Here is a 20495-nt window from a genome sequence, read left to right on the forward strand (position 1 = left end):
ACTTAAATTCGGTGGATGTCTAATAGATAATTAGGCTGTTGATGGCTGTTGTCAAATTACTTTTTCGGCTGGTAAAAGTCTGTAGCAGGCAAAATAAAGAAAATTTTTTCCAAGCATGGAATTCAGCAGGCAGAAAATTTTCTTTGACCTGTTTTGCCTGTGAGTAGCCCAAAGCTGATATTGTCTGTTGACAATGCACCTGATTCCTTCGCTTTGGACTTTGGCTGCCAGCAATGCGACGATTGCTTGACGGTTTTTGTCGATCATCCGACAACTTTGTAGCACAGAATGTCACAAATGCAGCAGCCGATCGAACTTTTGCACCCTGGCGATCGACTTTTGGCACCGTTGCCCCGCACAGACAAGTCTGAGGTAAAGTGTCGTTAGTTGAGTATAACTGTAGGGCTTGCGAAAAGAAACCCGCTTTCTGGGAGTCAACTGTTGGCGATTGCGAGTTCTGGAGTTGCCGTGGTCGATTCGATCGCCAGTGCTAGCTTACCGTCTCTACCCAAAGCTTCATCGGCCAAGTGTACCATCCAGCGATTCGGCTTGGCTTGGGGTCTGGCGGCAAGCACAACGGCCCAAGCTTCCCGTTCTTTGCCGCGACCCAACAGCGCAGCACAAACAGTCAAAGCTGTGGCAGTTGAACGGCTGATCCCACTTTGGCAGCAGATCAGCAAACTGCCTCCCTGTGGTGACATTTTGAGGGCAAAGTCAATAATTTTAAGTACATCCTCAAGACTAGGCAAGATTTGATCGGGGTCGTCAACGGGAGTGTCGAGGTCGTTAAACTCCAGGCACATTCGCTTCTGGATTTGATGAAAATTTTTGGGTTCGGGCAAGCCCGGACTGCCGATCGAGATCAGGTATTTAATCTCGCGCCCCGCAGCGCGGTCAACAATGTATTCGCTGGCTTCTGCTTGCGAAGCAATCAGGATTTTCGGCAGTTTTTCACCCGATAAATCTGCAGAGACTGAGGAATCAAAATCAACTGTTTCTGCCTCAGTCCTGACATCCGCCAAGTATTGGGCAGCCAGCGCCCGAACGTCAGCAAATTCGCGATTTAAAGCTGTTTCCAGAGCCAAAATAGCAGCCGTTGAGCCAATTTGACCGAGGGATTTAACAGCGTTTTGGCGCACTCCTGAAGTTTCGTCTCCCAGCAGCCGCACCAAACCTGCCACAGCTTCCTCTGTCCCAATTTCCCCCAAAGCAGCAGCAACTCTCCACCGCACATAAGATTCGCTGTCGCCAATTGCGCTTGCCAGTCCCGCGACCACCATTTTTTGCAATTTCGCATCTCCCTCTGTATTGATGTTTCCAAGGGCCACCGCCGCCCTGCCGCGCACGAAAATATCTCGATCCGAGAGCGACCCGATTACGGCCACCATAGCCGCCTCGCTGCTGATTTCCCCCAAGGCAGAAACTGCACTGCCGCGCACGTCTGAGTCGTTATGCTTGAGGGCTTGTACCAGCCCCGCCACAGCCGTTTCTGTGCCAATTTGTCCCAAGGCCTCGGCGGCCCTCAAAGAAACTGCATAAGAGTCGGGATCGTCGTGAAGCAATTCTATTAAGCCGGGTACTGCCTCACAATCGCCGATTTTCCCCAAAGCCGCCGCCGCCCTAGCGCGGACGAGGTGATTTTCGTCTCTGAGGGCATTCAGCAGCCCGGGAACTACCTCAGAGACGCCGATTTTCCCGCAGTTGACCGCAGCCCGCCAGCGCACCTCGGAGTCTGGGTGGTTGAGGGCTTTCAGCAGCGCGGGGACGGCTGTTTTCGGGTTAATTTTGCCCAAGGCCCAAACAGCCCGGGCGCGCACCTTGGACTCTGGGTGTTTAATGGCTTTGAGCAGTGCTGCGGCTGCTGGTTTCGAGTCAATTTTTCCTAAAGCCCAAGCAGCCCAAGCTTGGATTTGGGAATCTTGGGATTCGAGCGATCGGGCTAATTCAATTACTGCTGCTTCGGAGCCGATTTTCCCGATCGCTCGAATCCCCTCAAGGCGCACTGCACTTTCTTTGTGGTTCAATGCCGCCACCAGCATCGGAATTGCCATATCGGAACTTGTTAGGGCCAGCAGTTGAATTTTGAGCAGCGGCGAAGCGGGGATTTTGTCGATTAATTTTATGGTGGCTGTTTGAAATTCTGGCTTTACCGTTCCTGCTAGCTTCGAGCCGAGTTTTAAATTTACTTTTAGAGCTAATTTTACTGCCCGCAAAGCCAGACTTTGCTGTTCTACTTGCGGCAATATAGTCGCCAAGGTGTGCATCCCTTGTTTTTGTTTCAAATATTTTTGATGGAACTGAGCATCGCTGAGCTCGGGTAGCTGTTGGATGAGGCTTGCTGCTGAGGTCACTGATTTATCCTAATATTTTGGCGAGCGGTTGAGATTGCTCTTTTAAACTGTCTTTAAAAAATATGGCGTCTACAAAACGCTACTTCTAAAAAAAAGCTTGCACCCACTTCTAAAATATGTCTTATTCCACTATTTTTGCAACTCCCCAATTATTAATTATCGGGTTTGTTTGGGCGATCACCTTGACAATTAGTAGCGCTTGCTGATTGGCATCGCTGCGCTTTTAACTTGCCTAACTCTGCTATATTATTTTATCCTCACATCTTGCACCATTGTCAGCAACAGGCAAGATAGCTGTTCCACAAGAAAACTCACCCTTTGTGGAACAGCCATCTTGCCTGTTCATCAAAGCTTATTGAGAATGGTGCAACATCTTATTTTATACCAACTTGGCTTGAAATAGCGATCGGCTGGGTTGACCGCAGCCAACCGGAAACAGCTTGATTGCGGGACAATCTCTCAACGAGCATAGGGCCCTTTTTTCAAAACCTTAGCCAAAGCGTTATCGTTATCTCGCAAACCTTCGTAAAAAAACATCACTTCTCCTTGAATCCCGCAAGAGCGGTTGTAAGCAATTACTTGCAACAAAAGTTGGGGAGTTATGCTATATTTACTGCCTCGATTCGTCAACAAAATACCGGGCGACACGCACTTTACTTGCTGCCCGCTAAGCTGTCCCGACATCATTTTATCGACCAATTGTTTGTAAGCATTAAAATCGCGACGATAAAACTGCGGGTGAAGCAGATCCACCAAATTTTTGTCAACCCAAGCTTTAGAATCTTGCAAATATTCCACCAGCCCCCAGTCATAAGGACTCGGCGACATCGATAGCAACAAATCAGGATTAATAGCTTTCACTTCTCGGTGTAAACGAGCTACAAACTCAGTAATAATATTAGCACGCCACTGCAGCCAATGTTGTTCTTTACAATCCGACGGCGCTGCTTTACCGCACTCTTCTAGATAGCGTTTAACCGTTTTTTCGTCGTAACCGCCTTCTACCGGAAACGCAATGCGATCGTCTCCTTGAACGCCGTCTACCGGATAATTCTTAGCAACTTCCAGCATCAAACCCAGCACAAAGTCTTGCACTTCCGGGTCAAGAGAATTCATCCAGTCAAAGTTATTTTTCTTAAGTAAATTGCCGCTGACATCACGGGCGGTCCACTCAGGTTTTTTAGCCAGCAAATGACCGCCCTTGCGATTGTAAGAACTCACAAATCCGTATTCAAAACAAGGAATTACTTTTAAACCAACTCTCTTTGCCTCAACACATATTTCTGCTAAGGGGTCGCGACCTTGATAGCGCGAGTCAATTTCCACCCCAAATTTTTCTCGCATAATTTTAGAAGGATAAGCCGTATAACCCTGGCTCCAAATTATAGGAAAAACGGTATTAAATCCCGTATCTGCGAGAAAGTCCATTGCCTCAGCAATTCGCTCTTTTGATGTGAGAACTTTGGAGTCAGTGCTGGTTATCCAAACGCCGCGAATTCCACCAGGATTTTTAGTCGCAAACGAACTGGGCAGCGTTGCTGGATTTGGTGCAGAAAATCCAGTTGTTGCCAACCGCTGTTGGAGGGAAGAGGCAAAACTGCGAATTGCTGATTGGAAAGGTGTGAAAAATCCCATTTATTTATTTAATCTTTTTTTGTTGTAAGGTGGGCACTGCACCCGCTACGTTATTGATTGGTAGCACCCGGTATTATTTATGGATAAGAAGCGCCGAAGAAGCGCCTATATTATTTATTGATAAGGTGCGGAGTACGCACCCTACATTCATTGGAAGCACCCGATATTATTTATGGATAAGGTGCGCGGCGCGCACCCCAAAATCGTACTATCCAGCTACTCCTGACAACTTCTGGCTCAAAGCTTCTTTCAAAAGTTCCGCCTTATCAGTTTCCTCCCAAGGCAAATCTAAATCAGTGCGTCCGAAGTGACCGTAAGCCGCCACATCTTGATAGAAACGACCGCCTCTTTCAGCAGGCAAATTCTGCAAGTTAAATGCTTGAATGATTCCTGCAGGACGCAGTTCAAAATGCTGCTTCACAACTTCTAAAAGGCGATCGTCATCAACTTTTCCAGTGCCAAAAGTTTCGATCATCATGCTAACAGGCCGCGCAACGCCGATCGCATAACTCAACTGCACTTCGCACTTTTGGGCTAAACCAGCCGCTACAATATTTTTAGCAACGTAGCGACAAGCATAAGCCGCGCTGCGGTCTACCTTGGTGGGGTCTTTCCCAGAAAAAGCGCCGCCGCCGTGGCGGGAATAGCCGCCGTAGGTATCCACAATAATTTTGCGGCCCGTCAAACCCGAATCTCCTTGAGGCCCGCCGACCACAAATTTGCCGGTGGGGTTGACAAGGAAGCGAGTTTCTGCATCCGGCTTCACGCTAATATCGGCAAACACGGGTTGGACGATCGCAGTCCAAAGGTCTTCTTTGATTTTGGCTTGAACTGCCGCTGTGTCTGTGATGTCGCCGATCGTTTCGGTGTGCTGCGTAGAAATTAAAATCGTATCTATGCCAACAGGTTTGCCGTCCTCATAGATGACTGTAACTTGGCTTTTGCCGTCGGGACGCAGGTAAGATAACTGACCGGTTTTGCGGACTGCGGCCAGTTGACGGCAAATCCGGTGCGCTAAACTGATCGGCAGAGGCATCATTTCCGGCGTTTCGTTGCAAGCAAAACCGAACATCAAACCTTGGTCGCCAGCGCCGATGGCGTCCAATTCCTCTTCACTCGATTGTTCCCGGCTTTCGTGGGCTGTATTCACCCCTTGAGCAATATCGGGAGACTGAGAATCAAGAGCCACCAACACTGAGCAACTATTGGCCGAAAAGCCGTTGTCAGCGTGGATGTAGCCAATATCGGCTATTTTTTTCCGGGCTAATTCTATGTAATTTACCTGAGCTTTAGTGGTAATTTCGCCCGTCAGCAGCATTAAGCCGGTGTTGACGACAACTTCTGCTGCGACGCGGCTTTTGGGGTCTTCAGTCAGTAAGGCATCTAAAATCGTATCTGAAATTTGATCGCAGATTTTATCGGGATGGCCTTCAGTGACCGATTCAGAGGTAAACAGGTAGCGGCGTGACAATGATTATTTCTCCTTAGATAGGGACTCTTCCTGCGCGACATCGACGACCGACGAGTTATTTTTCAGGTAAAGGCTCAGAACGATCGCGTCTGGGCTACCTTCGAATTTTTGTCGATCTGCAGAGCCGTGTTGAAGCAGGGTTTGAGACTGGGTAAAGTGACACTACTATAGCAAAGTCAGTTCCGGGAAGTCCCTAAAAACTTAGATTTTTTAGGATTGTCGATCGATCTTGGACACCGCTCGTCTATCTCCTAACCTGACAAAGGTAAGATAAAGTCAGGGTATCGCCTTGTGCAACGACTATGGCAGGACTCCAAAAATCACCAAACTTGATCCAAACAGTTGCCGAGCTAGATTTTCCCGGCGGCCCGATACCGCTTGACTCTCGATTTTATATTGAGCGCTCAGGGGCCGAAGCCCTGGCCTGTACAGAAATTAGCAAACCCGGAGGCCTCGTTCGCATTAAAGCTCCCAAAAAAATGGGCAAAAGTTCGCTGATGCTGCGGATAATTGACGCGGCAGTCGATCGTGGATACCGCACAGTAAATGTAGACTTTCAGCAAGCCGACGCAGCGGTTTTTGCTAGTTTAGATAAATTTTTGCGCTGGCTTTGTGTCAATGTCGCTCGGCAACTCAAACTCGAACCAAATATTGATAAATTCTGGGATGAAGATATGGGCAGCAAAGTAAGCTGCACTATTTACTTTGAAAACTATTTGCTCGCGCAAATTGACAGTCCTGTTGTCTTGGTAATCAACGAAATCAATCGAGTATTTGAACGCACCAATATTGCTCAAGATTTTCTGTCTGTGATCCGTTTTTGGTACGAACAAGCTCGCGGTAGCCCAACTTGGCAAAAACTCCGCACCGTGGTTATTCATTCAACAGCCATTTATATTGATTTGAATGTTAATCAATCTCCATTTAATGTAGGAATGCCGATTAAACTCTCAGAATTTACTGCGGAACAAGTTCAAGATTTGGCGTGTAGATATGGACTAAGCTGGAGCGATCGCGATCCGATACAGCAATTAATGAACATGGTAGGCGGGCATCCTTATTTAGTGCATTTAGCGCTGTATCACTTGGCAATTTTGCAACAAAACCGCCTGTCCGTCGATCGGGATGAGCCTGGGGAGGAACTGGGGCGAGCCGAGTTGGCAGAACTGTTAACAGCAGCTCCTACTCACAGCGGAATTTATAGCGACTACTTGCAAAATCAGTCGATCGCCATTCAACAGCAGCCCGAACTCGCCTCCGCATTCCAACAAGTTGTCGATGCTAAAAATAGCATTCACCTCGAACCTTTGATGGCTTATCAGTTAGACAGCATGGGACTGGTCAAATTAGAGGGAAATAACTGTAGTTTGTCTTGCGAATTATATCGGCTGTATTTTCAAGGGCAAAATTTGTGCGAGGACAAGTGGTCGGCTGTTGGTTTGGAGGAGTTGCAGCAAGAAAATCAAAGGCTGCAAGCTTTGGTGAATGTGGACGAACTTACTCAAATTGGCAACAGACGGTATTTTGATAGTTGCTTGCGAACCGAATGGAAACACATGGCTCGCGAGGGTTCTCCGATATCCTTAATTTTGTGCGATCTCGATTATTTCAAAATATATAATGATACCTACGGACATCAAGCTGGAGATGATTGTTTGCGAGCGGTAGCTCAGACAATTCGCCGATCGCTCCAGCGTCCTGCTGATGTAGCTGCTCGCTACGGTGGCGAGGAATTTGCTGTTATTTTACCTGAAACTGATGCGTCGGCGGCTCTGGTTGTTGCCGAACAAATTAGAGCGAAAGTGAAAGATTTGAAGATTGTTTTTAACCCGCAGAGTCTTGACGGCCTGCCTAATTCTGTGGTAACGATTAGTTTAGGAATTGCCAGCGTTGTTCCGAGCGAGGAAAATGAGGCCGTAACGCTGCTACTGGCGGCTGATGAGGCTCTTTATGACTCGAAAAGGGAGGGGCGCGATCGGCTCACTATGAGTACGCTTTTAAATTTTCGATTTGCTGCTGTTAATTAGGTATTTCCTGGGAAATATAATTCGTTTCTACACATACAAAGTCCGCCTGCGCGGACTATAAAAAAACGATAGTTGAGAACTGGATTTGATATTAATAGCGGGGGACGGTTCGATCGACCACCATTGAGTAAGCATCTATGCCGCCAACGACATTTTTAACGTTGGTAAATCCTCGCTCGGTTAACCAATGGCACATTTGAGCAGATCGCACTCCGTGATGGCACAGAACTAAGGTTTCTTTGTCGCGATCGAGTCTAGCGTCAATTTCACCAGACCATTCGGCAAACTCGCTCAGCGGAAAAGCTACAAATCCCGGCAGCGCCGCGAGTTCAATTTCGTAAGGTTCCCGCACATCTACAAGCTGCAATTTCTCAGCATTGGTTTCTGCTAATTGGCGAGCTAATTCTTCGACTGTAATTTGAGCAAAAATTTCTGACATTTGATTAGGAAAAAGTAGTCATCAGTTATTAGTTAACAGTCAACCGTTAACAGTCAACCGTTAACAGTCAACCGTTATTAATTGATGGGCGAAGGCGGTGGAATTAGCTCCACAGGAGGGGTAGGTGCAGGGCGCCCGTCCAACTGGCTCACGCTGTCGCTGGGGTCAAGACAAGTGGCGATTAACCGGTCAGTGGGAAAGTCGAGCCTGCCGCTCAAACCGACTACGCATTCAGCAAACTGTTGTGGCAATAAACTGCGGCGGCATCCATCAAGCACTACCAGGGGAGCAGCAGGTTGAGTTCGACTTTTGCCGTTAATATTCACTACGCAAGTAGCCAATTCCTTGGGACGCCTCACCCGGCGACAGCTAGAGAGCGCTTCGACACCAGAAATATTGGTTTTGCGGTTGATTTGGAGGGCGCATCTAGATATGTCGCGGGGGCGGAGGGCGTCAGCACAAGCGGCGGCGGCGGCCTCTGCCCCCACTCCGGCTTCGATTAGTTCCAGGGCGCAGACGCGATAGGGATTCCTAGAGCGAGGGATTCTAATAGTGATGGCTGATGCTGGTGAGATGGGCAGTGCTGTGGCTAACAAACCAAGTGCTGCTAGCTGCGTGCCGAGAGCCAAAATCCAGCGCGCGGTAGGGCTTGAGCCTGTCGGTGCTGGTTTTGGGGAAGAAGTGCGGGAGAAATTGCGGTTGTGCATGGCAGATCGAGTAGTGAGTTTTTTTGGCTGATTGGGGCGATCGAGCGATCGGCTTTTCCTTCAGAATTTACCGCACATTATGGATCGCGCTGCGGTCGATCGTTTTTTTATCGATCTTTGTTGGAATTTTGACCGTTACACACATATAATATAGAGTCTGCATAAAATTGCATACAGATATTAGAGAGGAAAATAAATGTCTCGATATCGAGGCCCCCGATTGAGAATCGTCCGTCGCCTGAAAGAGTTGCCGGGTCTAACCCGCAAAACCCCCAGACGAGATTATCCGCCTGGACAGCACGGTCAAAACCGCAAAAAGCTCTCTGAGTATGCGGTTCGCTTGCAAGAAAAGCAAAAACTCCGTTTCAATTACGGTGTGACGGAACGCCAACTGCTCCGTTACGTCCGCAAAGCCCGCCGTGTCACGGGCTCCACAGGTCAAGTGTTACTGCAATTTTTGGAAATGCGCTTGGACAATACTGTGTTTCGGATGGGAATGGCTCCAACCATTCCGTCCGCTAGACAATTGGTAAATCACGGTCACATAACTGTCAATGACCGTGAAGTCAATATCGCCAGCTATCAGTGCAAGCCTGGTGATGTGATTGCGGTGAAAAATAGAGAGCGCTCGCGCACAATGGTAGAAGCTAATCTCAAAGACCCAGGCTTGGCTCACTTGCCGAATCACTTGGAATTTGATAAGCAAAAACTAATTGGCAAAGTTAACGGCGTTATCGAACGCGAGTGGATTGCTCTACAGATTAACGAACTGCTAGTGGTGGAATACTACTCGCGGCAAGCTTAAGTTATTAGTCATCAGTCGTTGGTCATTAGTCATCAGTTGGTTGCTAGCAGAATAATTAATAATTGGGTACGAACCCAGTTATTGATTAATTGCTACTGAATAATGAGGACTAAAGACTGAGGACTAAGAATTCATAATTTTCAACACTCCCACCCCCTAAAAAGGGATGGGATTTTTTGAAGGTTTCGCTTGTTAACTTCCTTGAGTTGCCCTTTTCTCAGAAGAGACCTGGCGGAGGGCATTAAATGATGTCCGAACCCCAAATTTTTCCTTTAAAATGTTTCTTCTCCGGTTGGTTCTTGGTGGACAAGACCTCGCTTTTGAAGGCGATAATTCGCTACAACGGGGTAAACAACACCGCGTATCCGATTGATCGCACCTACTGGACGATGAACTGCTAAGCCGTTCCAAGGAGAATATCTCAGGTTTTCGTTGAAATCAGATTGTTTTTCATAATCAATAATCTGATGCTTGACGGTGAGACGACCTACTCTCAAGAAGGGTGATTCCTTTTCCTTCCAGACATTGATGCCATCGTCGATCGGCATTTTTAGACTGGTTTGGAACTGGATGCCAAAATCCCACCAGTATTGGGCATCAGGTTTCGCCAAGGCTTGAATTAGATCGTCCCGGTAATAATTGTCTGGTTTATTGGGATCTAAACCCAAGGCTTTAGCGCGATCGACAAAGGGAATTTTAGGGATTCCCGGTCGAGATTGTTCTGGAATTATCTCGTGCGGTGGTTTGCATGAAACCGGAGTAAACCCATACTTAATTACCGCCGGATATTCGACAGGAACTATACCAGGCTGGGAGGGATCGAAATCGGGATTGAGACCCAAAGCAGAGGGTGAACCGCTCCAATATTTGGCTGTTAGCAAACTCTTCGGAGTCCGGCTACCCGTAAGCGTTGACACCGCTAGAAAGTGTCTGGGATGTCGAATTAGCCACTTTTTCAATGTCTCTGGTGATTCAACCAAAGCAGAAAAAAAGCCGTAGTAGTCTTTGATGGTTTGGCTCACAAATATCTCTGAATTGTGAACAATGATGTCCTGGGTTTTTGACTCGTGGCTTTGCGCCAGTCTTTCCCCTTCCACCCCCATCACTTTCACTGAAATTGAGCGCGAATCTTTGGCGTAATCATTGTATACCTTGGTAGCCCCGTTAGCAAATCGCAACCAAACAGGATATTCTTTGGGTTTTGCCAGCAAACCTTGCTTAAGGGAAAGAGTATTGAGTCGCGAAGAACTTAACGAAGCGCGTTTGCCCAATTCCCGTTTAATCGCTTCCTCATCAAAGTCAAAAATTTCCAGAGTTCCTTTAACGCAAGCATGAGTTTTGGCGTGAGTATCTCGCAGCGCCCGCTCTTTATCCCCGTAAAGATTATCCATCCGAAGCTTGGCTTGCTCAACCAAAAGATCGTAGTATTTGCGTTCGTCCTGTTCGGGATATTCGGTAAATAACTTCTTGCTCATAAATAACCTTCGGTTAATCGCTAAAAAAGGTTCTACACCAACCGTTGCCTCTGTTAAATAGTATAGCTGCTGGTGCAATTGCTCCGAATTGCCGTAGGCGAGCGCTTGCGAAAAGATCGCCTTTTTATTCCTCATTTTTGAGGGCGCAGGTGTCTTTGCGCCCCCAACTAATTTGAGTCTTAGTTGTCAGCTACAACTTAAAGATCGAAGGAGACTTTGTACTTGGGATCGCTTGGAGGAACATTACGATTCACTAAATCAGAGACTGTTTTGGTATTTTGGATAATTTCCCAACCAACCTCTGAAAAAGTTTCCTTATTGAAGACTTTAGGCGATAGCAAAGGATTAGTTAAAGCTTGGGAGAAAGCATCAATGCCAATTATCCGTGCTACTAAAGGCGGAATTGCTGAATTTTTCCGGACATCTTCAGCGTACAATCCGACAAATAATTCAATCTTATCAACATGACCGTACAACTCTTTTAATTTCTGTTGAGCGTATTCGTCACCCGTAATTTGATTGAAATCAGTCACCCTGGGATAACCACACATTTCGCGGTAATCGTTATAACTGGCTAACTGCGCCTGCCGTCCGAGTTTAACAGATGCTAGTTCGGTAGCATCAATAAATGTATAGGGTGTTCCTGCGATCTTAAAATCAGGTGTGTTAAACAAACCAATTCTAGTGCCTGGTTGGGAACAACTTTCTTCCATCAATGCACCCAACCCTTTATCAATTAACATCTGATTATTCCAAAGGGAATCGTACATGGATTTTTCTTGGCCGTCATAGATAAAGGTTTCCGGAATCGCACTATGCCAGCGATAGACAAAACTAAACTCAATCGCCATCCAATTTTCTCGATACCAACTTTCCTTGGTAAAAGCTTCAGGATCGGCAAAAAACCTAAAATTATAGGGCGTAATGTGGAAAATGTACTCTTCCATAATGATATTGAGAACAATCACCATGAGAATATTTCTGGCGGTTTGGAAGAGCCTCTCATCGTCCCATTCCGGATAGCTTTTGGACAAAGCATCACAAATTCGATTATGCTCCCTGATACATAAAGTGTTGAGCATGACATAGCCAATTTGGACGTTTGCCCGTTCAACTCCCATTGCAAATAGCTTGCCTTTCTTTTCGGGGGGCTGTCTTTTCTCATCATTAAGGGGTGCATGAAGACCTTCAAATTGAGGATCGATAATACCCTGCTCAGGATCGGCATAATAAAAGAGTGGATACTCTTCTTCTACGCCATCTTTGCGCTTGAGCTTTTGGGTTTTAAATTTACCGTCTTTGAAAGCTCTGAGCATATTTGTTTGTTTGCGAGTCAACCCGTAAACATTACACATATCAATCTGATGGTTGGAGGTGTTTTTGAAGCGGTTTTGCTGATCTATCCGCAGAAAACTATCTGTAAACCACTGCACCCAATAGGGAAAGAGCAGAGTCGATTTTTCCGAATAAAGGGTTTTTCCATTTCTTTTTTGGAATAAGGTCTTTAATTTGTCCAGTGGTGGTAAATTCCCTTCTTTGTTAAATTCTGGGTCGGGAGGTAAATGTCGCCCAGTATAAGTCTTGTCTGTAAGTGAATCCCAAGAGATGTAGGTATCAGTTTTTTTGGGAATATCTGTCCCTGGAATTTTGGGATCTAAGCCCATTAAGCTATAGGGAAGCGGGCGAGTCGGAAGTTTGTAAATGATGCTATTTAGAAAAAATTTGTTTAGTTTACGTTTTAGAGGCTCGTAACTTTGAACTAAATCCCAAATTGGTTTGAAGTGAGTCAACGTATATGCTAAAGCTTTGTTGCTCAATCCATCTCTAGATGTATCTCTTGTCATGATTCCTTTTCCTTTCGATTGTTGTAGATTAGGTAGATTACAAAATTTTCTGATGTTCGGTTCTGAGAGTTTGATAAAGTTTTATCATTTTTCTATATTTTCAATTACTTTGGAGAGAATTTTTTGCAGATTCTTAGGCCGATAGTCTTGGCTTTTTTTCAAGCGCTCGATCGCGCTTTCATGAAGATCCTCAAGGGTCTCCCCCACCTCGCGCCACTTGATTCCTGCCAATTTGAAGAACCCAGGATTGTTTTGAAATGGAACCTTATAATCAGGCTTGATATCCTCAATGGCCTCTGGCTCGAATTCAAGCTTCAATTCAAGGTCACTGATTTGATCCAACATCCACTTCAAGACAGCATCTGATAACCCGCGGTATGCTGGCGTACCACCGCCGATGCAGCCATGCTCGCCTGGAAACCAAACTTGACGAAGCTTCTGGTTCGGGGCATCAGGATTTTTCTTCATCAGGGTAACATCAAAGACTTCGCGAATTTCGTCGATCGCAACGGCGTGCAACGCATTCTCAATATCCTTATTTAAAGTGGTGTCGTGGAATTTGTACCTTGTTTTGATCTGTCCCTCAAACTTCTTCAAGGCGGGTACAAGAGGAATACCGAGCGCTCCAACGGTGTCGAAACAACCAAGCAAGGTAATCGGGACGCGATCGCCGTAATCTTTTCCGTAATCTTTGCGGAAACTCTTTGCTTTGTCATCATTTGGTTTAATGCCTCGGTTACGGTAAAGCTCGTAAGCTTCTGATGCCTTGGTAACATAACGGCGGGATAGGAGACCGGAGCAATAGATCATCCCCGCTAGACTCCTGACTGTGTAAGCACCGCGACTGAACCCGAATAGATAGATTTCGTCACCGCGATCGTAGTTGAAAGAAAGAAAACGATAGGCATCTTGGATATTTTTATCGATTCCCAGCCCAGTGACTCCGCCCATAATCTTGTTACTGTCTACTCCTATTCCCTCGTCATAAAACACGATCTGCGGAACCCCGTCACTGGCTGTCCGTTTCACTGCCTGGGCAAGCTTAACCACATTAGTTGGGCAAGTAGTATCTAGTTTGTTCCAAGTTCCATCACAGCAAACGATCAGACGTTTCCCTGGTTTCGTCATTTTTATATTCTCTCTTTGAATCTGAAAATTTGATAGCGACCTGTAATTGCTAATCGGTTACTTGAGATTCCCCGTTCCCCTTTTTGGGTCGCTTCAGGCAAGCCCTCCTAATTTCTTGCTCGACGAAATTGTTATCTGGTTGGGCAATCTTTAGCTATTTCGATTCTCAGGATATTAGTCCCAAAACACTTTATAGTCTAGCTGGCTGTATTAAAATGTTAATTTTATTTATTTTTCGTAAATTAAAATATTTACAGTGTGAAATATTAGCTTTGGTTCTGGGAAAATGCTCGCTTTTCCTAAAACGTAAAAAATTCAGAGCGTGAAATAGTAGCTTTGGTTAGGGAAAAATGCTCGATTCTCCTAACAGAAGTAGCGCTCCGACGCCCTAGCTAAGAAACATTTAAACACATTTACGCTATGCCAGGTCAGTTTTTAGAACAGCTATATCTGATCTATTTGTCAGTTGGCTGCAAGATAATGGTGACATATTGGCAGAACACATAGCAGCTTTGGACTATGTTTTGGATGAAAATTTGTTTCAACCAGTCTCAGGTTTTCAGTCATATGCTTGAAGCTTGTAACAATCTGTGGGCTTTTCTGGTTTCTCGATCGGTAAATTTGTGCGAAAAATTCCTAGTCGCGGTTTAAATTGAAACGTCCCAAAGTGGGGACGATCGACCGCAGCGACAAGCTGCGGGGTTCTCGCACCAAAATCAAAGGCAGCAAGCCGAATAGCCGCACAGCAGCCGAGAGGGCAAACAGTGCCCCCAAACTCATGCCGGGAAGTTCGGCAAGAAAGCCGCCGGCGGTAGTTCCCAAAGCCCCAGCTAATCCAGAAACCGCTGCGGCAATCGCAAAATAAGTCGAAGGTTGCTCGATCGACGCTATCTCCATTTGAATATTGTTACTACACAGCCCGATCGCCCCTAAAGTCGTTCCCCCCAACAAGTGCAGCAGCGGCAGCCATACCCAAACCGCAAACGGGTAATTGCCCGTACCCAACCACAACAAAGGCGTTATCGCCACCACCAGCCCCACCCCAATTAGCAGGGGGCGATTTCCCCAGCGATCGGCCAACTTACCCCAAAACATCAGCAGAAGTAGATTTGCACCGGAACTTAAGCTGGTGTAAATCGTTACCAAACTCACATCCAAGCTTAAATCTTTCAGCAGGTAGATATTAAAAAAAGGTGCGCTGAGATTAACTGCAAATGTCCACATACTGAAGTAAAGAATAAACATTAAAAAATTAGAATCTTTCAGCACAGAAGGCACAAAATCTGTTATTTGCTTTTCTTTTTTCTCTGTAAGCCGATCGCTCCCAGCGTCTTTTTTGTATACCTGGGGATTCACATCAACCATAAAGAATTGACACCCCAAACTAATCATTCCCGCCAAAACACCCACAAATAAAACAATACCGTAGCCGAAAATTGGATCGGCGCCCCAAGTTGACACTCCCAATCCCATCAACGGCACTCCCAGCAAAGTGATGAGGCTGACAGCACTGTTGCGAAAGCCAAAATAGCGTCCCCGCAAGCGCTGAGGAACCACAGCAGCCATCCAACTGAACCAGCTAGAATTGGCAAAAGCTGCCAGCACGCTAGCTGCTAAGACTGTTACCAGCGTCCATTGAAGCAGTTGGTGGAGGTCTTGGTGCTGGGAACCCCAAACAATTGCCACTGCCAGCACCAGCCACAGCAGCCGCGACACGCCGAATACAAAAAGGTTGTACCAGTGGCGGCTGGTTGTCCGGTCCGCGATGTAGGCTCCTAATGGTTGCAGGAGATTTACCACCATCGGAATAGCGGAGAATATACCTATTTCCACGCTGCTCGCCCCGAGTTGCAGCAAGAAATTGCTCAGCAGGACGCCGCCGGTCGCCGACTCAAAGATAGCGGCAAAAACGCCGTCTAGAGTTGAGGCTTTCAGGGTCGATCGAACCTCTTGTTTAGAAATTTTGAGATCAGTTTTTGAAGATAAAACGAGCTGAGATATTTGATTGTCTAATATTTCAGGAGTCTGAAGAGATAGAGGTTCATTTAACTCTGCAACTGGTTCAAACATAAAGTAATAGGATTTTAGTCGGAGATTAAAGAATTGCCCAATCCTGCTGTGGCAAGGGTTTAAGGCTGGCTGGTCATTAAATTATTTTTCACGCGCAGGTGTCAATAAAATTTAATCTCTACGCTCAAAATTTCTGAGCTAGCCTCTTAAGATAAAACCAGCCCCGCCTTCAAGATGTGAGCTTGAAAGCTAGACTGGTACTTCCGGGTAATGGTTATTAATATAGATGGCAAGCGATCGCTGGGACATCAACCGCTTGGGAGATATAAGTTTGCTAATTTTACAAAAGTAGGTTTTAGGGCTTAACAAGGAAGCGAGCGCAGCATTTCGCCTGCCAAAAATTGCTCGAATTCCGCCTCAAACAAGCCACCCCAAGGGCTAAAACAAATTTCGCGCCCGATCCTCCATTCCGCTCTCAAACCTTTACGGCTAGATAAATCTATAGAATGAAACACGATCGACTTGCGGAGTATAGTTGCTAACTATTTTTACCTAATTCCTGGAATCCGTTTGTTCAGTCCCAGCGCTCGCGAGAGAGTCCGGGTTTTTTGTAAAAATTGCCTCCAGGTGCAGCTAAAGCTTCGGAGTGGGTTATTGGCGAGCCTCTACGAGGGCTTCGCTAACGCACATCCAACAAAGTGTGGGTGAGATCGGCAACTGGTAGGACAAAATTATTACTTGACAAAAATTATGCTAACTGCAGATAATAGCAAACTCTAGAATTAAACTCAAACATTTGAAAGTTATCACTGCTAATGTGTGATGTCAATTATCGGCAAATTTACGGATTTTTGCATTAGATTGTGACAAAAACTCAACCTTTATCCGGGTATACACTGCCAGTATTTGCCTGTGCGGCCGCACTTGCAGCTTTGCGGTGCTTGCGTGAGGGTATCCAGTCTCTAGAGAGCGTATCAGTAAATTTACTGGAACCAGAAATAACCGCAGAAATTCCGATCGAACAGGCGTCTGTACTCAAAACTGGTACCGCTTTAGGAGTGACTCGCTCCGATCCGGGGGACAATCTCGATCTGACTCGCAATACCCCCGTTTGGGCAATGGTGGAATTGGGGAGAGAAGGAGAGGGGGAACAAATACAGATTGTTGGCGGGGAGGGAATTGGACATCATAAAGCAGGTGGAGGAGTGGCAATCTATGATTACGCAATGCGACTGTTGCGATCGAATCTGAGCCGAGAACTCGCACGGGGAGAAAAAATTACTGTCACCCTGATTCTGCCGTCTGGTCGGCAACTAGCCACCCGCACTTCTAACGAAGCTTTCGGCGTGGTAGAAGGACTTTCGCTGCTAGGTACAACAGGCATTTCTCAACCGCTGAGCGCCCCGGGACAGTTGGAAGTTTACCGCGAACAACTGCAACAAAAAGCCAAACTGTTTGACTGTTTGGTTTTCTGCATCGGCGAAAACGGCTTGGATTTGGCTCGACAACTGGGGATTAATCCTGAGAGGTTAGTCAAAACCGCTAATTGGCTCGGCCCGCTGCTGGTAGAAGCCGGATGTCAGGGGGTGCAGTCAATTTTGCTGTTTGGCTATCACGGGAAGCTGATGAAATTGGCGGCGGGAATTTTTCACACTCACCACCACCTCGCTGACGGGCGCAGGGAAATTCTCACAGCTTACTGTGCTAAGGCTGGAATGCCGGCTGATGCGTGTTCCGCAATTTTTGCCGCAGCAACAGCCGAAGAGGCTCTCGGACAACTGCGGGCTTTGGACGCTCAAACTGGCAACAATTGGGTCGATCGAATTTACGGCGACATCGCCCGACAAATAGACTTGCGGTCATCGGATTGCATTTTTACTCACACTAACTTGCACATCCCCGTGGGATCGGTGATGTTCGGGCGCGATCGCAAAATTATTGTTAAAAGTGAAATAGGAGATACATTTTTGACCCAAATTTGTTAATGTAGTGTGAATATCCCTGAATTCTGTTGAAAACATCGCTCAGGGATAATATTTAACAAGTAATAATTCTTTGTCCCTAGACCTTAATTATACTAGGTTGCTTGGGGACGCAGTTTCTGACGCCAGAGTTTAATTAATTAGGGTAAGGATTGAAGTAAATCTATGCTTGCCCTCGACCCTATTAATAGACTACGAGCGCTGACTGCAATCTAGTATAAATAAGATTTATTCCTAGCGACTAATGCTTGCTCGCCTTCCTCAGCCTTGTAGTGAAGCCGCTACAAATACATCCCCTAATTTCTGCCCAATTAGCAATTAGCAATTACGCAATAACCGTGACTACTCAAATAAAAACTGAATCAGACCTCACCAGCTCTTCTCTGGGGCAGATCGATCGCCAGACGATCGTGATTCTCGACTTTGGTTCGCAATATTCCGAACTGATTGCTCGTCGCATTCGCGAAACTCAAGTATATTCAGAAGTTATTTCTTACCGGACTACGGCAGAACAGTTAAAAGCTATCAATCCTAAAGGAATTATTCTTTCAGGAGGTCCGAGTTCTGTATACGATGAAAAAGCACCCCACTGCGACCCAGACATTTGGAATTTGGGAATACCCGTGTTGGGAGTGTGTTATGGGATGCAGTTGATGGTAAAGCAGCTTGGAGGCACGGTAGAGCGGGCTAAGTTAGCCGAATACGGCAAGGCATCGCTATTTATTGACGATCCGACCGATTTGCTGACAAATGTCGAAGAAGGTAGCACGATGTGGATGAGTCACGGAGACTCGTGTTCCGAGTTACCGTCGGGTTTTGAGATCCTCGCTCACACTGACAATACTCCGTGTGCTGCTGTTGCTCACCACGAGAAAAATTTGTACGGCGTTCAGTTTCACCCAGAAGTAGTTCACTCGATCGGGGGAATAGCTTTAATTCGCAATTTTGTTTACCACATTTGCGAGTGCGAACCGACTTGGACGACCGCTACTTTTGTGGAGGAATCGATTCGAGAAATTCGAGAGCAAGTGGGGGATAAACGAGTTTTGCTGGCTTTATCCGGCGGCGTAGATTCTTCTACTTTGGCTTTCTTGCTGCACAAGGCGATCGGCGACCAACTTACCTGTATGTTTATCGACCAAGGGTTTATGCGGAAGTATGAACCAGAACGGTTGGTAAAATTATTTAAAGAGCAATTCCACATTGATGTTGAGTATGTTAATGCTCGCGAACGCTTTTTAGCTCAACTTGAAGGGATTACCGATCCTGAAGTAAAACGCAAGCGGATCGGTCACGAATTTATCAACGTATTTGAAGAAGAATCGAAGCGTCTGGGCCCCTTTGACTACCTCGCACAAGGTACTCTTTATCCTGATGTGATTGAGTCGGCTGACACTAATGCAGACCCGAAAAGTGGCGAACGAGTTGCTGTTAAAATTAAAAGCCACCACAACGTCGGCGGTTTGCCGAAAGATTTGCGATTTAAGCTGATTGAACCGCTGCGAAAATTGTTTAAGGATGAAGTGCGAAAAGTCGGCCGGTCGATCGGGCTTCCCGAAGAAATCGTGAACCGACAACCTTTCCCCGGCCCGGGACTGGCGATTCGGATTATAGGAGAAGTTACCGCAGAGAGACTAAATATTTTGCGGGATGCTGACTTCATTGTTCGCCAAGAAATTAATCGGCACGGATTGTACGGTGAACTTTGGCAAGCTTTTGCAGTTTTGCTGCCGATTCGCAGTGTAGGCGTGATGGGCGATCAGCGCACTTATGCTTACCCGATCGTTCTGCGGTTTATTAAGAGTGAAGACGGGATGACGGCTGATTGGGCGCGGGTTCCTTACGATTTGTTGGAACTGATCTCGAACCGGATTGTGAATGAGGTTAAGGGGGTGAACCGGGTGGTTTACGATATTACTTCTAAGCCACCGGGAACGATCGAGTGGGAGTGATTTCTAGTTAGCGATTAAGTAGGCGGACTGATTTTTTTGTCTGTCTACTTATTTTGATTTTGGATAAAATGGCGATTCCCTCTGGGATAGGTACGCTTCACGGGCTTCCGGGGATGGAGGAGTGAAAAGGGCGATCGCTTTTATAGAACCCATTTGACATTTTTTACTTGAAGTAAAGTGACTGCAAAATTCGTATCCAGCAGTTATGCCCTACTCTACCAGCCTCACAGACGAAGAGTGGATCATCCTCGAATCCTTGTTTTTTCCGGTTGTGGCAAAGTAGGGGAATAGAACGGGCAAATGCTGGGATAGAGACTTGCAAAATCCTCGTCAGTAATTTTTAGAGAACTCTAGTTGATACAAGTCCCAAGGTTAATCTTTGTTTTATTACAAGACTTCGGACAGTGTTTGATAACCAACCGTATAATATGGTTTTCAAGGTGATTCCGCAATCGAAATACCAAGGAAAAATCACGAATTTCAGACTAGGAACTAAAAACTCTCCAGACTATTGTTATTAGGCTGATGGTGATAAGGCTTGCAGCCGCTTATATCTCAAATGGGTTCTATCAACGTTCGCCACTTGATCTATGAGTGCACTTTTTAACGTGCTTAGCTTAAACTCCACTCATGTTTTTTGATGAAAAAGTTTTATTATAATTTAAGCGC

At 46.2% G+C, this 20495-nt stretch carries 14 protein-coding genes; 5 read left to right on the forward strand and 9 right to left on the reverse strand.

All coding sequences use genetic code 11. The features are described from left to right. Positions 1-233 precede the first annotated feature (233 nt). Positions 234-371, forward strand: a complete 138-nt coding sequence (locus QUA23_RS11880) for a hypothetical protein (RefSeq protein WP_333076222.1) — start codon at positions 234-236, stop codon at positions 369-371. A 63-nt stretch (positions 372-434) separates the two neighbouring features. Here the strand turns inward: QUA23_RS11880 and QUA23_RS11885 are convergent, their stop codons facing one another. The 3 genes from QUA23_RS11885 to metK all read right to left on the reverse strand — a co-directional run bounded on the left by QUA23_RS11885 (position 435) and on the right by metK (position 5457). Next, positions 435-2351 (reverse strand): HEAT repeat domain-containing protein, encoded by a 1917-nt coding sequence (locus QUA23_RS11885; protein WP_333076221.1) that lies wholly within the window; start codon positions 2349-2351, stop codon positions 435-437. A gap of 459 nt (positions 2352-2810) precedes the next feature. Continuing rightward, positions 2811-3986: a family 10 glycosylhydrolase gene (locus QUA23_RS11890; RefSeq protein ID WP_333076220.1), complete on the reverse strand. Its 1176-nt coding sequence runs from the start codon at positions 3984-3986 to the stop codon at positions 2811-2813. A gap of 208 nt (positions 3987-4194) precedes the next feature. Continuing rightward, complete coding sequence (gene metK / locus QUA23_RS11895; protein WP_242718244.1) at positions 4195-5457, reverse strand: methionine adenosyltransferase; 1263 nt, start codon at positions 5455-5457, stop codon at positions 4195-4197. A gap of 302 nt (positions 5458-5759) precedes the next feature. Between metK and QUA23_RS11900 the strand changes: the two genes are divergently transcribed. Beyond that, complete coding sequence (locus QUA23_RS11900; RefSeq protein ID WP_333076219.1) at positions 5760-7484, forward strand: AAA-like domain-containing protein; 1725 nt, start codon at positions 5760-5762, stop codon at positions 7482-7484. A 91-nt stretch (positions 7485-7575) separates the two neighbouring features. Here QUA23_RS11900 and QUA23_RS11905 read toward each other — a convergent pair whose 3' ends face one another. Further along, the gene (locus QUA23_RS11905; protein WP_333076218.1) at positions 7576-7923 is read right to left on the reverse strand and encodes a rhodanese-like domain-containing protein; all 348 of its coding nucleotides are present in this window, start codon (positions 7921-7923) and stop codon (positions 7576-7578) included. A gap of 77 nt (positions 7924-8000) precedes the next feature. After that, positions 8001-8630 carry a hypothetical protein gene (locus QUA23_RS11910; RefSeq protein WP_333076217.1) on the reverse strand — a complete coding sequence of 210 codons (630 nt, stop codon included), beginning with the start codon at positions 8628-8630 and terminating at the stop codon, positions 8001-8003. 196 nt (positions 8631-8826) lie between these two features. Between QUA23_RS11910 and rpsD the strand changes: the two genes are divergently transcribed. Continuing rightward, the gene (rpsD, locus tag QUA23_RS11915; protein WP_006631941.1) at positions 8827-9435 is read left to right on the forward strand and encodes a 30S ribosomal protein S4; all 609 of its coding nucleotides are present in this window, start codon (positions 8827-8829) and stop codon (positions 9433-9435) included. Between the two features lie 272 nt (positions 9436-9707). Here the strand turns inward: rpsD and QUA23_RS11920 are convergent, their stop codons facing one another. The 4 genes from QUA23_RS11920 to QUA23_RS11935 form a co-directional block, all read right to left on the reverse strand. Further along, positions 9708-11045: a catalase gene (locus tag QUA23_RS11920; protein WP_333076216.1), complete on the reverse strand. Its 1338-nt coding sequence runs from the start codon at positions 11043-11045 to the stop codon at positions 9708-9710. A 62-nt stretch (positions 11046-11107) separates the two neighbouring features. Further along, on the reverse strand, positions 11108-12754 hold the full coding sequence (locus tag QUA23_RS11925; RefSeq protein WP_333076215.1) for a peroxidase family protein: 1647 nt from the start codon (positions 12752-12754) through the stop codon (positions 11108-11110). An 84-nt stretch (positions 12755-12838) separates the two neighbouring features. After that, the gene (locus QUA23_RS11930; RefSeq protein ID WP_333076214.1) at positions 12839-13882 is read right to left on the reverse strand and encodes a DUF2235 domain-containing protein; all 1044 of its coding nucleotides are present in this window, start codon (positions 13880-13882) and stop codon (positions 12839-12841) included. A gap of 636 nt (positions 13883-14518) precedes the next feature. Further along, positions 14519-15952, reverse strand: coding sequence for an MFS transporter (locus QUA23_RS11935; protein ID WP_333076213.1), 1434 nt, complete (start codon positions 15950-15952; stop codon positions 14519-14521). Positions 15953-16755: 803 nt separating this feature from the next. On the opposite strand from QUA23_RS11935, the gene cbiD reads away from it, so the two are divergent. Together cbiD and guaA are read left to right on the forward strand one after the other, a co-directional pair. Next, positions 16756-17877, forward strand: coding sequence for a cobalt-precorrin-5B (C(1))-methyltransferase CbiD (cbiD, locus tag QUA23_RS11940; protein WP_333076212.1), 1122 nt, complete (start codon positions 16756-16758; stop codon positions 17875-17877). A 347-nt stretch (positions 17878-18224) separates the two neighbouring features. After that, positions 18225-19826, forward strand: coding sequence for a glutamine-hydrolyzing GMP synthase (guaA, locus tag QUA23_RS11945; RefSeq protein WP_445243259.1), 1602 nt, complete (start codon positions 18225-18227; stop codon positions 19824-19826). The last annotated feature ends 669 nt before the right edge of the window (positions 19827-20495 follow it).

The sequence above is a fragment of the Microcoleus sp. Pol1C5 genome (assembly GCF_036701115.1).
Lineage (GTDB): Bacteria > Cyanobacteriota > Cyanobacteriia > Cyanobacteriales > Microcoleaceae > Microcoleus.